The organism is Serratia sp. S4, assembly GCF_000347995.1.
Classification (GTDB): domain Bacteria; phylum Pseudomonadota; class Gammaproteobacteria; order Enterobacterales; family Enterobacteriaceae; genus Serratia; species Serratia quinivorans.
In genome coordinates, this window is record NZ_KB661120.1 from 4,022,638 (window position 1) to 4,036,084 (window position 13,447).

The following is a 13,447-nucleotide window of genomic DNA, read 5'->3' on the forward strand; positions in this document are numbered from 1 at the left end:
AACATGAAATTCAGCAAAAAAAATGCCGCCGTGGTGCGAAAAGCACTGGACGGTTGGGTGGGTGAAGGCGCGCTGACCCCGCAACAACAGCAACAGCTGCTGCAGCATGTAGAAGTGCAGCCCTTCGACTGGCGACGACTGGCGCGTTATGCATTTCTCGCGGCGCTGGCTTCGCTGGTGATAGCCATCAGCAGCCTGTTCGCCGACAGCGAGCTGCTTTACCGCTTGAGCGAACTGTTCCGCTTCGATGCCCCGGTGCGCATGACTATCGCTGCCGTAGTAGCCGCACTTTGCTATATCTGGGCGCTACGCCGTCGTCGTCGCCATCCGGAAAAACGCTACGGTAATGAGGCGGCGCTATTCGTTGCCGTGCTGTTTACCGCCTGTGCCCTGTGGCAGATGGGCGTCTGGCTGGATAACGGCAGCGGCCGGGTTTCACTGCTGCTGATATTCGCCGCCCTATTGTATGGCGTGATCGGCTGGTTCAGCCGCTCCGGGCTGGTGTGGTGGTTTGCCCTGCTGTCACTCGGCAACGCCTTCGGTGCCGAAACCGGTTATATGTCCGGCTGGGGAGCTTATTGGCTGGGCATGAGTTTCCCGATGCGCTTTATTGCCTTCGGGATAGTACTGATCGCCGCGGCTTTGCTGTTACGACCGCTGCTCGCCAGTCGCGGGCTGGAACGAGTTTCCCTGGCGATGGGCTTGTTGTATCTGTTTATTGCCCTGTGGCTGCTGTCAATCTTTGGCAACTATGGTGACCTCGACAGTTGGTACAACGCTCGTCAAATAGAACTGTTGCACTGGAGCCTGTTGTTCGGCCTGGTCGCCGTCGGCTGCATTTGGCTGGGGCTAAAACGTGACGACGGCATGCTGCGCGGGTTCGGCCTGACTTTCCTTGGCATTAACCTCTATACCCGCTTTTTCGAGTTTTTCTGGGGCGCGATGCCAAAGGCGATTTTCTTTGTGCTGCTCGGCCTGAGTCTGTGGGCGTTAGGCCACTACGCTGAAAAAATATGGCAACTGGGCCGCAAACCGCACGACCTGACCGATGATTAACATCCGGCCACGTCTGCAGCGCAGCTAACAACAGGGTGGTTTAAAAGACAACGGGTATACCGCGAAATTGCGATAGATCATAAACGCTTAATAATTAGCGTAGTAATGTTTGAGGCAAGCAATAAAGCTTTTATCAAGGAGTGACTTATGGCTGCCTCAACTTTCTTTATCCCTTCCGTCAATATGATTGGTTCCGGCTGTCTGGACGAAGCGGCAAAGACCATGAAACAACAGGGATTGCGCCACGCATTGATCGTGACCGACAAAGTGTTGAATAACATCGGCGTGGTCGCCCAGGTACAACAGTTACTCGTCGCGCAACAGATTGAAAGCTGCGTTTATGACGGTACTCACCCTAACCCAACTACCCTTAACGTGAAACAGGGCCTGGCGCTGCTGCAAGAACACCGCTGTGATTGCGTGGTTTCTCTTGGCGGCGGCTCGCCACACGACTGTGCCAAAGGCATCGCGCTGGTCGCGACCAATGGCGGAGAGATCAAGGATTATGAAGGTGTCGATCGCTCCGCCAAACCGCAGTTGCCGATGATTGCCATCAACACCACTGCTGGCACCGCGTCTGAAATGACCCGTTTTTGCATCATCACCGATGAAGCACGCCACATCAAAATGGCGATTGTCGATAAACACGTCACCCCAATCCTGTCGGTCAACGACCCGCACCTGATGGCCGGAATGCCGAAAGGCCTGACCGCCGCCACCGGGATGGATGCATTAACCCACGCGATTGAGGCTTACGTTTCCAGCGCCGCCAACCCGATTACCGATGCCTGTGCGCTGAAAGCCGTCACCATGATTGCCGAATCGCTGCGCGACGCGGTCGCCGACGGCAGCAATATGCAGGCACGTGAAAACATGGCTTACGCCCAGTTCCTGGCCGGAATGGCCTTCAACAACGCTTCTCTCGGTTATGTGCACGCCATGGCGCACCAGCTTGGCGGTTTCTACGATCTGCCGCATGGGGTGTGTAACGCGGTGCTGCTGCCGCACGTGCAGGAGTTCAACGCCCGGGTTTGCGCGCCACGGTTGAAAGACATCGCCGTCGCCATGGGGCTGGATGTGAAGCATCTTAACGACCCACAGGGTGCCGCTGCCTGTATCGCCGCCATTCGTTTGCTGGCAAAAGACGTCGGCATCCCGGCTGGGCTGCTCGATTTAAAAGTGAAAGAACAGGATTTCGATACGCTGGCGACCAACGCGCTGAAAGATGCCTGCGGTTTCACCAACCCGATACAAGCCACCCACGAGCAGATTGTCGCCATCTTCCGCGCGGCAATGTAATCCATTAAAAACAGTAAAGGGCGGATATCCGCCCTTATACTTCGTTAAAGCCAGTTATTAGGGAGAGCGTGCCGAAGGGGTCATAGCAGCTTTAGCTGCCGGAGCGCCCCTCGGTGCGCTAGGCCCGGGTATCTCAGTCTAACCAACAGCTTTATGATTAAACCAAGGACGGATATCCGCCCTTTAGTTATTCCAACTGCTGCAGCTCACCCAGCTTACTGACCCGCCAGCGGTGCTCGCAGAAATACAGCAAAGGATTATCCTGCTTGCTGTCACTGTAGCCGCTATACAGCTTGAGCGGCGCGCCGAGACGCTGTTCCAACTGAGTCACCTTCTGTACCCCCAGGCAACGCAGAGACAGCACCCAACCACCGTAACGCCGTAAAATACGGCTGCCCACCAGATGGACCTGCGGCAGAAAAGCAGAGTCCTGATATACCTGCTCCACCAGACGCTCCGGCGAACCGGTGATCAGCCATACCTGCGCATCATGCGCTTCGAGGTACTGGCGCAAACGCATTTGCACCACCGGGAAAGCGGTCACCTTATCGCGGAAATAACTGACAAAACGCTGTTCCAGCGCCTTTAAGCGGGCCTCCGAGCGACCAAAGGTAATCGACCACAGCAGCACGCTCATCGGCCAGCGGGCAGCGCGGCCCATCACCAACAGCGTCAGCCCGACAACCGGCAACAACGGTACCACCAGCAACAGATTCAATGGCAGATGGCGCAACAAGAAACGCAAGAAACTACCAAACATGTCTTCCTGATGCAGCGTGCCGTCCAGATCAAAGAACACCACACGGCGGCCTTCCGCGGCCTGTTGGCTCTGTTTCTCGCTCAAGCGCTACTCCTCAGGATCGTTGAATCCCATTATCCAGGTGAAAATAAATCCAGCGGCAATGGTAATCACCAGACCCGTCAGATACAACATCACCTTACCCGAGACAATGGTTAACGCCAAAGGTAAACCCGAGATACCGAAGGTGATCACCGTCGCCACCTTCCAGTAGCTGATCAGCGCCCCGCCCACGGCACCGCCGAGACACGCGGCGACAAAGGGCCTCCCCAGCGGCAAGGTCACCCCGAAAATCAAGGGCTCGCCAATACCGAGAATACCGACCGGCAACGCTCCCTTGATCACCTTTTTCAGCCGTGCATTACGGGTTTTCATTAATACGGCCAGCGCAGCCCCGACCTGACCAACACCCGCCATCGCCAAAATCGGCAGCAATGGGTTGGAACCATGTGCCTGCACCAGCTCGACGTGGATCGGCACCAGCCCCTGATGCAAACCGGACAACACCAACGGCAGGAACAGCCCGGACAGCACTGCTCCCACCAGCAGGCCCCCTTTGTCGATCGCCAGGTTAGCGCCGTGGGCGATGGCATCCGAAATATAGCCGCCCAGCGGCTGCAGGATCACAATCGCCAACGATGCGGTCACCAGCGTGGTGATCAGCGGATTGAGGATCAGCTCGATCGACTCCGGCAGCCAATTACGCAGCCGCTTTTCAACCCAGCACATCAACGCCACCACCAGCAGCACTGCAATCACCCCGCCACGACCAGGCTGCAACGCCTCACCGAACAAAGTGATCTGCGCCAACGCCGGGCTGGAGAGAATACCGGCCATCACGCCGCCCATAGCCTGAGAACCGCCAAACACCCTGGCGGCGTTAACCCCGACCAGAATATTCATGATGGCGAACACGGCGCTGCCAAAAATTGCCAGCAGTCCCAGCACGTTAGGGTAATTTAGCGCCAGTTCGCCGGCAATATCCGGCCGTTTCAGCAGGTTGATGATGCCGGTAATCAGACCGGAGGCGATGAACGCCGGGATCAACGGAATAAAGACATCGGCCAACTTTTTCAGCGCGCCGCTCATTGGCGCAGCATACTTTTGCTTGGCTTGTGCCTTGTTACGGGCGACGTCATCTCCGCTGGCCACGGCAACCGGTGCACCGGTGAGCAGTGAACGCATGGCATCGACCACCTTGGCAGCGGCACCTGGCCCAACAATAAACTGGTGCTGTTCGCCCTGTTTGATATAGCCCTTAACACCCGGTAACTGCTTGAGCGCCGCCAGGTCAAGGCGTTGCTCATCGTTAACCTCGACACGTACTCGTGTCATGCAGTTCTCCAGCCGGAGGATATTCCCCTCACCGCCAATGCCCGCCAGAATCTGTGTCGCCAGTGCCGTTGTCTTGTCCATCGCCCGCCCCAGGTGTGGTTTAGCGCGTCAATGCCGCGCGCAAATAGCCGTCATGCTGTTGTAAGCGCTGCTGCGCCTCTTGTGCGTCGATACCGGCCAGGATCATCAGGATTGCCGGTTTGACTTCAAAACCGGTCTGCTTCAGCGCCGCTTCGGCCTGACTGCGCTCGGCACCGGTGGCTTCCACCACGATGCGGCAGGCGCGATCCACCAGTTTTACGTTGGTGGCCTTCACGTCTACCATCAGGTTTTCATAGACTTTACCCAGTTTGACCATCGCCCCGGTCGACAGCATGTTCAGCACCAGTTTCTGCGCAGTGCCAGACTTCAAACGCGTCGAACCGGTCAGGGCTTCCGGCCCCACCACCGGTGAAATCGCCACCTGCGCCTCATGGGCGATTGGCGAATCCGGGTTACAGGAAATCGCCGCCGTCGGACAGCCCAATTGGCGTGCATAGCGCAGTGCACCAATCACATAAGGTGTCCGCCCGGATGCTGCCAGCCCAACCACCATATCGGTAGCGGTCAAATTCAGCGCGACGAGGTCAGCCTCGCCCAGCGCCGCATCATCCTCCGCACCTTCCACCGCTTTGAGCAGCGCGCCCGGGCCACCGGCAATCAGCCCGATCACCATGCCATGCGGCACGCCGAAGGTCGGCGGACATTCGGAAGCATCCAACACCCCAAGGCGGCCGCTGGTGCCGGCCCCCAGATAAATCAACCGCCCACCGGCCTTCAACGCCGCGGCCGCCAGATCCACCGCTTGTGCGATGGCCGGCAATACTTTTTCAATCGCCTCCGGTACCTTGCGGTCTTCCTGGTTAAAACAGCTCACCATCTCCAGCGTCGACATCTCGTCGAGCCCCATGGTGGCCGGATTACGGGTTTCAGAGACTAATGCGCCCAAGTTCATTTTTTCACCTTTGAATTTTTAATTCACAAACTGAAATCATTATTTGAATATTTTATTCAACAAAGCGAGCGCTTTTTGCTATTTTAGAGACTGGCTCACAAAAAATTTTCACTGCGCGTTTTCGCCATCACCGTGGCAGAATAGCGTCTGGTTTCCAGGGATATATCAATATCAATGAGTACCCTTCTTCGTATTCGCCAGATGTATCCAACGCTGGCTCAAAATGATCGCAAGCTGGCGGACTTTCTGCTGCATAACGCCGAGCAGGCTCGCCATCTCAGTTCACAAAAGCTGGCCCAACTGGCTGGCATCAGTCAGTCGAGCGTGGTGAAGTTTGCTCAGAAGATGGGCTACAAAGGCTTCCCGGCACTAAAACTGGCGCTAAGCGAGACCCTGGCCCAACCGCAGACAGCCCCCGTAGTTACAGTACATAACCAGATCCTCAGCAGTGATGCCTTGAAAACCGTTGGTGAAAAACTGTTGGTAGAAAAGCAGGCAGCGTTGCGCGCCACGCTGGACATTAATAGTGAGGAACGCCTGCATCAGGCACTGGAAATGTTGCGTCAGGCGCGAAGGGTTATTTTGTTGGGGATTGGCGCTTCCGGCCTTGTCGCCAAAGACTTCTCCTATAAGTTGCTTAAAATTGGCGTGATGGCAGTGGCCGAGCAGGATATGCACGTCCAGTTGGCAACGGTTCAGGCGCTGGACAAGCGGGATTTGCTGTTAGCCATTTCGTTCAGCGGCGAACGACGGGAAATCAATCTGGCGGCGGAAGAGGCCCGCCTGGCCGGTGCTAAAGTGCTGGCGCTGACCAGTTTCTCACCGAACGGCCTGCAGCAACGCGCCGACCACTGTTTGTATACAATTGCTGAAGAACCCAACACCCGCAGCGCTGCCATCTCTTCCAGCACCGCTCAATATGCCCTCACCGACCTGCTGTTTATGGCCTTAATCCAGCACGATCTTGATCATGCCCGCGATAGAATAAAACACAGCGAACAGTTAGTGAAAAAACTCGTCTGAGTCGTATAATGCCCATGCCACAAATACCAGAATATAAAAAACTCATCTAAAAATAGAGTGCGTGGCGTTTATTGTTTAAATTCCGCCCAGAATTTAATCAGGCATGGACAGCAATATATTGATAATCGAGTTTAATGAAAACACATACAGCAATTTCAAATAAAACCCACATACTCGCAACATCCCCCGTGGTCCGCAATTTTTTGCTCTTCGTTGTCGTTTCGTTGATATTAATAAAAGCGATGGGTTATGGCGGCACCAAAGGGGTTGATATCCTGTTTATTTCCCTTAGCCTGTTATTATTATCTGCAATCCCCTCACTCGGTACTTTCTGGTTATCCCCTACATTATATTCTGTGCCATCTATGCCCCTGTAGGGGTGATCTACGGTCCACCTTCCGTTTCCGTGGTGTCGGCCCTGTTTCAAACCAACCGTGCGGAAGCCATCGAGTTTCTGTACGCCATACCTGCCGGCTGCTATCTGTTACCCTGCGCCACACTGCTCACGTTGTTTATTCTTGCTCGCTATAGCTGGCAGCAGCCACTCCCGGTTAGAAAAACATTGCCATTTTGGGTAATTTTTATCGTTTTGCTGTTCGCCAGAATACTCAGTGGGGGAGTAGGGAATCTTCATTTGGTGGATTTTTTTCCTCGCTAATTTCTTCATACCAGAGCTACAACCAACAAATGGCCGAAATTGAAGCCGGTACGCATTCCCAACCCAGCTGGCTCCTTAATGGCGCTAATAGTAATAAGGCTAACTATGTCATTGTGGTTGGCGAAAGCATGCGCAGGGACTATATGTCATTATTTGGTTATCCGACGCCAACGACCCCTTTTCTGGATCACGTGAACGGAACCTTTTACAGTAATTATATTTCTACTGCGCCGAACACCTTCGAATCTCTGCCAAGAACCTTGGCATTGAGCGACGGAAAAACACATCATATTGCGGATAATATTATCACCCTGGCAAAAGCCGCAGGACTGCATACCTATTGGTTTTCCAACCAAGGGTTGATTGGCCAATTTGATACGCCGATCTCCAAAATAGCCATGTTCAGTGATGAGCATCAGTTCCTGAAAAAAGGAGATTACCAATCACGCAATACCGATGACGATGAACTGCTGCCGCTGTTGCAAACGGCACTGGCCCATAATGGCGTGGGGAACCTGTATGTTCTGCATATTATGGGATCTCACTCGGACTTTTGCGAACGCCTCGGCGGTGAACCGCCGGTTTTCACCAGCGATAACGCTGAGCTCGCTTGTTATCTGTCAACCTACCGCAAGACGGATCGTTTCATCGAGCATGCTTATCAGATGCTGCAGGCGACACACTCCCCGTTTAAATTATTCTATTTCTCTGACCACGGACTTTCTCACAGAGATATTGACGGCAAACTTTATCTACGCCATGGCGGCAATAATCGGCAGAATTATGAGGTGCCACTGCTGGTGCTTTCTGATTCCGACCGACAGCGGACACTTATTGAGAATCCGCACAGTGCCTTTGACTTTCTCAGTCTGTTTGCCCAACAGGCTGGGATTACCCTCACCCAGCCACAGTTGCCTGCGGCGGTAACGGCGCAAGGCAAGAGGCACGTATTCAATGGTCAGGAAATGGTTGATTTTGATCAGTTGGCCAACGACCCGCCGGAGTTACTATGACGGCCCGGTTAAGTGCATCTGCTGCTACAGGTGAAAAAATACCCGGAAAAATGGGTTTTATGATAGATTGCGCGCCTGTTCGTGTGCACCGATTAAAAGATAACTGACATGGCACTACTGATTACCAAGAAATGCATCAACTGCGATATGTGCGAACCCGAATGCCCTAATCAGGCCATTTCGATGGGCGAGGATATCTACCAGATTGATACCGATCGCTGCACCGAATGCGTCGGCCATTACGATGTTCCCACCTGCCAGCAGGTGTGCCCTATCGATAACACTATTGTGGTTGATCCGCAGCACAACGAAACCAACGAACAGCTGTGGGACAAATTTGTGGTGCTGCACCACGCCGACCGACTCTGACCACGCAGTCAGATCAACAAGGGCGCCTACAGGCGCCCTTGGGTTTGATGACAAAGTTGTCTTTGAATCCGAGATACCCGGGCCTAGCGCACCGAGGGGCGCTCCGGCGGGCAAGCCGCTACGACCCCTTCGGTACGCTCTCCCTAATAACGGGCTTTGTCAGTAGTCTGAAGGGCGCGAATAGCGTCCTTTCGTTTTATCGCCGGATAAAACCATTACCCTTCGATAATCACCGTGGCGCAGGCATAGCGGCGTTCATCCGCCAGCGAAACATGGATCGAGGTGACCCCCATTTCCTGTGCCAGCTCGGCGGCGCGAGCATGCAGGCGAATATTCGGCTTGCCGAGACCGTCGTTGAAAACTTCAAACTGATTAAACGCCAGCCCATTGCGAATACCGGTGCCAAACGCCTTGGCGACGGCTTCTTTCACCGCAAAACGTTTGGCCAGAAAGCGTACCGGCTGCTGATGTTGCTGGTACAATTCCCATTCAGCCTCGCTCAGCACGCGGCGCGCGAGACGATCGCCACTGCGCTCAACGACGGCTTCAATGCGCGCCATTTCGACAATGTCGGTACCCAGCCCCAGCACCGCCATTAGCGACGCGCTTCGCGCATCAGTAACTTCATATCTGTCACCGCTGCCGGCAATCCACACATCACTGCCTGGCCGATGATTGCATGGCCGATATTCAGCTCATGCATTTCCGGCAGAGCAGCAATTGGCTGAACGTTATGGTAAGTCAGGCCGTGGCCGGCGTTGACCTTCAGGCCTTTCTCTGCGGCGTAGGTAGCGGCAACGGCAATGCGGTGCAGCTCGGCTTTCACCGCCAGCTCACCTTCGGCTTCGGCATAGGCGCCGGTATGAATTTCAATGTAAGGAGCGCCCACCGCAACCGCCGCATCGATCTGTCGATGATCCGGATCGATAAACAGCGAAACCAGAATGCCGGCCTTTGCCAAACGCTCAACCGCAACGGCCATCTTGTCTTGCTGCCCGGCGACGTCCAGCCCACCTTCGGTGGTCACTTCTTCACGCTTTTCCGGTACCAGGCAACAAAAGTGCGGCTTCAACTCAATGGCGATATCCAGCATTTCATCGGTCACGGCCATTTCCAGGTTCATGCGCGTCTGGATGGTCTGACGCAAAATGCGAACGTCGCGATCGGTGATATGACGGCGGTCTTCACGCAGGTGTACGGTGATCCCGTCGGCCCCTGCCTGCTCGGCAATAAATGCCGCCTGAACCGGATCCGGGTATTGGGTTCCGCGCGCGTTACGTAACGTGGCGATGTGATCGATATTGACGCCCAGCAGCAAATCAGCCATGACAACCCTCTAAAAAACGATTTTCAGTGGCCGTAGTTTACACGCGGGGACAGTGCTGCAAAAGGGGAAAAGGTCAGGCGTCGTCGACCGGCGGATCCGGCTGTTTACGGACAAACTGACGAAACAGCTCGCGGCTCTTCAGTGGTTTGCCCCCCAAATAAGGTTTGAGCGCCATGCGGGTGAAACGTTTGGCGGCACGCAAGGTTTGCACATCCGGGAACTGGCGCTCTGCCAACGCACGAAGCTCACGGCCGGTAAAGCTGTAATGGTCCACCACCAGGCTGGCGATAAAGCCTTTTTCCTCGCGGTAGCGATAGGTCATGCCGTCGTCCACCGGCTGGCCACTACCGGCGCAGTGCAGGAAGTCCAGGCCGTAGCCCAGGTGATTGAGCAAGGCCAATTCGAACTGACGTAATGCCTGCTCCGGCGAAACGTCTTCCGCCGCCAGCGCCTGCAAACATTGCAGATAATCGAAGAATAATACCGAGTAGTTTGCTTCCTGCTCCAGCACCCGTGACAGCAATTCATTCACGTATAGGCCGCTGTAGAGCATCATGCCGCTAAGGGGTAAACCGAGAGAGACCGCTTCGGCGCTACGCAGCGTTTTGACTTCGCCACGACCGCCCCAGCGTACCAGCAGAGGAGTAAAGGGTTGCAGACAACCCTTTAAATTGGAACGGCGGCTGCGCGCGCCTTTTGCCAGCAAACGCACCCGCCCATGACCTTCGGTAAACATATCCAGCATCAGGCTGGTTTCACTGTACGGTCGTCCATGCAGGACGAAAGCGCGTTCCCAGCCGTCCATTGGATAGTTTATTTCAGGTCGTCGGTATAACCCAGGCTACGCAACGCACGTTCGTCGTCCGCCCAGCCCGATTTCACTTTCACCCACAGTTCCAGATGCACTTTGGTTTCAAACATCTGTTCCATATCCTGACGGGCTTCGATACCGATGGTTTTGATCTTGGCGCCCTTGTTGCCGATGACCATTTTTTTCTGGCCTTCGCGCTCAACCAGAATCAACCCGTGCACGTTGTAACCACCGCGCTCGTTCGGCACAAATTGTTCGATCTCAACCGTCACCGAGTAAGGCAGTTCTTCACCCAGGAAACGCATCAGCTTTTCACGGATAATTTCCGACGCCATAAAGCGCTGGGAACGGTCGGTGATGTAATCGTCCGGGAAGTGGTGTTCCGCCTCCGGCAATACCTTGCGCGCGATAGCCGCGATAGTGTCCACATTCATGCCTTTTTCAGCAGAAATCGGCACTACGTCGAGGAAGTTCATCTGCTGGCTGAGGAACGCAATGTGCGGCAACAGCTTGGATTTGTCGGTAACGTTGTCGACCTTGTTGATCGCCAGCAGCACTGGACATTTCAGGCTACGCAGCTTGTTGACCACCATTTCATCATCGGCGGTCCAGTTAGTGCCTTCCACAACGAAGATCACCAGCTCGACGTCGCCGATTGAGCTGCTGGCCGCACGGTTCATCAAACGGTTGATGGCGCGCTTTTCTTCGATATGCAGACCCGGGGTGTCGACGTAGATGGCCTGATAGGCGCCATCGGTATCGATACCCATAATGCGGTGACGGGTCGTCTGTGGTTTACGCGAGGTGATGGAGACTTTTTGCCCCAGCAGTTGGTTCAGCAACGTGGACTTGCCCACGTTGGGGCGACCGACTATCGCAATAAAACCACAGTATTGTTTCTCTTCGCTCATTCAAGCTCCAGCTTTATTAACGCTTGTTCCGCTGCCGCTTGTTCGGCTTTACGGCGGCTTGAGCCGGTTCCCACGACGGGTTCGCTCAAACCACTCACCTGACAGTGGATAGTAAATTCCTGATCGTGCGCCTCACCGCGAACCTGCACCACCAGATAAGAAGGTAACGGCAGATGACGACCCTGCAAAAACTCCTGCAAACGGGTTTTTGGGTCTTTCTGCTTATCACCGGGGCTGATTTCGTCCAACCGGCTGCGATACCAGTCCAAAATCAGTCGTTCAACAGTTTGGATGTCGCTATCCAGGAAAACGCCGCCAATCAAGGCTTCCACCGTATCCGCCAGGATTGATTCGCGGCGGAATCCACCACTTTTCAACTCACCCGGACCAAGACGCAGACATTCGCCCAGATCAAACTCACGCCCCATCTCTGCCAGCGTATTACCGCGCACCAGCGTGGCGCGCATACGGCTCATATCGCCCTCGTCTACGCGAGGAAAACGCTGGAACAGCGCATTGGCGATGACAAAACTGAGAATGGAGTCACCCAGAAACTCAAGACGTTCATTGTGTTTACTGCTGGCGCTACGGTGAGTTAACGCTTGCAGCAAGAGCTCCTGCTGTTGAAAAGTGTAGCCCAGCTTCCGCTGTAGCCTATTTATTACGATGGGGTTCATGAGTTACCAATAGATCAAGAATGCGTCAAAAACTTGCAGCATACGGAACAGGCCTGCTTTGCCGAAAGCCAATCCAAAGCTGTTTCGTTTGCAGTGGCCCCCAACAGGGAGCCAACTTTTTATCGCTCGAGCCGGTATTCTACAACGAGTGGAAATATAATGCTGCGTTAATAGACGCCGGATTAATGAATTCCACCGATGCGGCTAAATCTTACGCCGGTAGGCCATTCGCCTTCCTGCTTTTCAAAACTCATCCAGATAGCCGTGGCCTTGCCTACCAGATTTTTCTCTGGTACGAAGCCCCAATAGCGGCTGTCGGCGCTGTTGTCGCGGTTATCACCCATCATGAAGTAATGACCCGCCGGCACAACCCACTCCGCCAGCTGTTTACCCGGCTGCTGATAGTAAGCGCCCACCTGATCCTGCGTGCCCGGCACGGTCAGAATATGGTGAGAAACATTACCCAGCGTTTCCTGGCGTTCACGCAGGCGGATACCGCCCTGCGGCACGTTTTCACTCAGCGGGATCTGGTAGAAACCATTGCTGGCCTCACCCATGCCGCTGCGGCTGAACAACTGCACAAAATCACTTGGCTGTGCGTCGTTATAAGTCACTGCCAATGCGGTATCGCATGACTGGCCGCTATTACACGAAGGCTGAACGGTCACACGCTTATTGATCGGATCGTAACTCACGCGGTCGCCAGGCAGGCCAATTACGCGCTTGATATAATCGAGTTTCGGATCCAGCGGATATTTAAATACCGCAATATCACCGCGTTTCGGATGACCGGTTTCAATTAGCGTGGTCTGGGTAATAGGATCTTTAATGCCGTAGGCATATTTCTCCACCAGAATAAAATCGCCAATCAACAGCGTCGGCATCATGGAACCGGACGGGATCTGGAAAGGTTCGTAAATAAACGAACGCACCACAAAGACCAGCAGCAATACCGGGAAAACCGACGCGCCGGTTTCAATCCAACCCGGTTGTTTCGCCACTTTCGCCAGCGTTTTATCATCTACGGTGCCCGCAGTCTGTGCATTCACCGCCGCAATCTTCGCTCGGCGGGCCGGCGCCCATCTGAAGCGCTCAAAGGCCCAGATGATCCCGGTAACCAATGTAGCCAGTGCCAGGATCAGGGCAAACATATTCGCCATGCAAACTCCCTAGTT

At 54.6% G+C, this 13,447-nt stretch carries 14 protein-coding genes; 5 read left to right on the plus strand and 9 right to left on the minus strand.

Annotated features, from left to right (window positions below):
- Positions 1 to 3: 3 nt before the first annotated feature.
- Positions 4 to 1,056: a DUF2157 domain-containing protein gene (locus tag SERS4_RS0119415; protein ID WP_017893712.1), complete on the plus strand. Its 1,053-nt coding sequence runs from the start codon at positions 4 to 6 to the stop codon at positions 1,054 to 1,056.
- Between the two features lie 147 nt (positions 1,057 to 1,203).
- Positions 1,204 to 2,355 (plus strand): L-threonine dehydrogenase, encoded by a 1,152-nt coding sequence (gene yiaY / locus SERS4_RS0119420; protein ID WP_017893713.1) that lies wholly within the window; start codon positions 1,204 to 1,206, stop codon positions 2,353 to 2,355.
- Between the two features lie 187 nt (positions 2,356 to 2,542).
- Here the strand turns inward: yiaY and yfhb are convergent, their stop codons facing one another.
- Genes yfhb through murQ form a run of 3 tightly spaced genes read right to left on the minus strand, consistent with a single transcriptional unit; the run spans position 2,543 to position 5,483 of the window.
- Complete coding sequence (gene yfhb / locus SERS4_RS0119425; RefSeq protein ID WP_012146365.1) at positions 2,543 to 3,199, minus strand: phosphatidylglycerophosphatase C; 657 nt, start codon at positions 3,197 to 3,199, stop codon at positions 2,543 to 2,545.
- 3 nt (positions 3,200 to 3,202) lie between these two features.
- Positions 3,203 to 4,570, minus strand: coding sequence for a PTS transporter subunit EIIC (locus tag SERS4_RS0119430; RefSeq protein WP_017893714.1), 1,368 nt, complete (start codon positions 4,568 to 4,570; stop codon positions 3,203 to 3,205).
- Between the two features lie 19 nt (positions 4,571 to 4,589).
- Positions 4,590 to 5,483, minus strand: coding sequence for an N-acetylmuramic acid 6-phosphate etherase (gene murQ / locus SERS4_RS0119435; protein WP_017893715.1), 894 nt, complete (start codon positions 5,481 to 5,483; stop codon positions 4,590 to 4,592).
- A 174-nt stretch (positions 5,484 to 5,657) separates the two neighbouring features.
- On the opposite strand from murQ, the gene SERS4_RS0119440 reads away from it, so the two are divergent.
- From SERS4_RS0119440 to SERS4_RS0119450, 3 genes are all read left to right on the plus strand, one after another.
- Positions 5,658 to 6,506, plus strand: coding sequence for a MurR/RpiR family transcriptional regulator (locus SERS4_RS0119440; RefSeq protein WP_012146368.1), 849 nt, complete (start codon positions 5,658 to 5,660; stop codon positions 6,504 to 6,506).
- A gap of 687 nt (positions 6,507 to 7,193) precedes the next feature.
- Entirely contained in the window at positions 7,194 to 8,177 is a 984-nt protein-coding gene (locus SERS4_RS27360; protein WP_253275394.1) for a phosphoethanolamine transferase, read from the plus strand.
- Positions 8,178 to 8,285: 108 nt separating this feature from the next.
- Positions 8,286 to 8,546 carry a YfhL family 4Fe-4S dicluster ferredoxin gene (locus tag SERS4_RS0119450; RefSeq protein WP_012146370.1) on the plus strand — a complete coding sequence of 87 codons (261 nt, stop codon included), beginning with the start codon at positions 8,286 to 8,288 and terminating at the stop codon, positions 8,544 to 8,546.
- Positions 8,547 to 8,761: 215 nt separating this feature from the next.
- On the opposite strand, the gene acpS is transcribed toward SERS4_RS0119450, so the two are convergent.
- From acpS to lepB, 6 genes are all read right to left on the minus strand, one after another.
- A complete protein-coding gene (gene acpS / locus SERS4_RS0119455) occupies positions 8,762 to 9,142 on the minus strand; it encodes a holo-ACP synthase (RefSeq protein WP_017893718.1) in 381 nt (126 codons plus the stop codon).
- Positions 9,142 to 9,873: a pyridoxine 5'-phosphate synthase gene (gene pdxJ, locus SERS4_RS0119460; protein WP_017893719.1), complete on the minus strand. Its 732-nt coding sequence runs from the start codon at positions 9,871 to 9,873 to the stop codon at positions 9,142 to 9,144. Before pdxJ ends, acpS begins: the two co-directional genes overlap by 1 nt.
- 73 nt (positions 9,874 to 9,946) lie before the next feature.
- On the minus strand, positions 9,947 to 10,678 hold the full coding sequence (gene recO / locus SERS4_RS0119465; protein ID WP_017893720.1) for a DNA repair protein RecO: 732 nt from the start codon (positions 10,676 to 10,678) through the stop codon (positions 9,947 to 9,949).
- A gap of 8 nt (positions 10,679 to 10,686) precedes the next feature.
- Positions 10,687 to 11,595: a GTPase Era gene (gene era, locus SERS4_RS0119470; RefSeq protein ID WP_012146374.1), complete on the minus strand. Its 909-nt coding sequence runs from the start codon at positions 11,593 to 11,595 to the stop codon at positions 10,687 to 10,689.
- The gene (rnc, locus tag SERS4_RS0119475; RefSeq protein ID WP_012146375.1) at positions 11,592 to 12,272 is read right to left on the minus strand and encodes a ribonuclease III; all 681 of its coding nucleotides are present in this window, start codon (positions 12,270 to 12,272) and stop codon (positions 11,592 to 11,594) included. The genes era and rnc overlap by 4 nt, the downstream gene beginning before the upstream one ends.
- 182 nt (positions 12,273 to 12,454) lie before the next feature.
- Complete coding sequence (gene lepB / locus SERS4_RS0119480; RefSeq protein ID WP_017893722.1) at positions 12,455 to 13,432, minus strand: signal peptidase I; 978 nt, start codon at positions 13,430 to 13,432, stop codon at positions 12,455 to 12,457.
- Positions 13,433 to 13,447: the final 15 nt, after the last annotated feature.